The 1,113-nt window shown below is 62.1% G+C and carries 1 protein-coding gene; it reads right to left on the reverse strand.

Translation table 11 applies throughout. The features are described 5' to 3' along the window. A partial coding sequence (locus EOA75_RS33115; protein ID WP_206517130.1) for a VCBS domain-containing protein occupies positions 1-1,113 on the reverse strand: 1,113 nt, incomplete at both ends.

Consider the following 1,113-nt stretch of genomic DNA (forward strand, 5'->3'; position numbering starts at 1 on the left):
CTGCACCGCCGTTAATCGTGCTGTCGTCGCCGCCGTTTCCGAACAGGAGGTCGTTGCCGTTGCCCCCGGTTAGAGCCTGCCCCGCCGAGGTGGAGGCGATGACGTCATCGGTGCCGCCACCGGACAGGGAAGTTTGCAGTCGGTACGCGGACGTGCTGAGCGCGTATCCGTACACAGTGCCGCCGTTTGTGAATTGTATGCTTTCGACGTTTCCGCTTCCGACATATTGATCATGGATGGTGATCTCAGTGCTTCCGACATTGATTACGAGATCGTTGGAGACTCTCTCAAAGTTAAGCGTTCCAATGGCCGTGCTGTCCACTGGCGCAGTCGTTATGATCTGAATGCTGTCGCCGCCACTTCCCGCGTCCGCGATGATGTCCGTGCCGTCCGCTAGGCCGAACTGATAGGTGTCGTTGCCGCTGCCGCCGAGGAGCACATCGTTGCCCGCACCGCCGACGAGCGTAGCTCCGCCGTTCGAGCTGACAAGAATGTTGTCGCCCGAGGTTCCGTCGAGTGTGCCGACCGAATCCTGGCTGACCGTCACCAGTGCTGGCGCGCCAGCACTGGTTCCATCGGTGGCCGTGTAGGTGAAGGTGCCTCCCATGGGCGCCGTATCGGCAAAGGTTACGCTGCCGTTTGCACCTGAGCCTGCCAACTGCGAGACAGAGCCTCCCGTAGCGGAACCTACCCCCGACACATCGATTGCCGAAGCAGGATCGTTCGCAATGAGCGCCCATTCCGGGACGATGACGGAGCTTCCGCCCGCAAGGTTGGTGATGATCGTATCGCCAACGGCCGTGGGACCATCGGCGGTACCCAGAATGTCGATGGCGACCGAAGTGTGAGTGCCGTCGGCACTCACCACATCAAAGTTTTCGGTGTAGTGCTGGCCGGCGACGAATTCGTCATGCGCCGAGGAGGCCGTGTAGGTCCAGGCGCCAGCCGCGTTGATGGCGAAGGTGCCGTAGCTGCCAACGGTGGCTGCCTGAGCCACGAAGGTCGCCGGGCTGTCGACATCCGAGATGGTCAGCTGGCCGCTGCTCGATATGTCGGCGGCCGCATCGGTCTCGGTCAGGTTCCTCACATCGGCCGACAGCACCGCGGCATCGT

Origin of the sequence: Mesorhizobium sp. M1A.F.Ca.IN.022.07.1.1 (genome assembly GCF_003997575.1) — a bacterium.
Classification (GTDB): domain Bacteria; phylum Pseudomonadota; class Alphaproteobacteria; order Rhizobiales; family Rhizobiaceae; genus Mesorhizobium.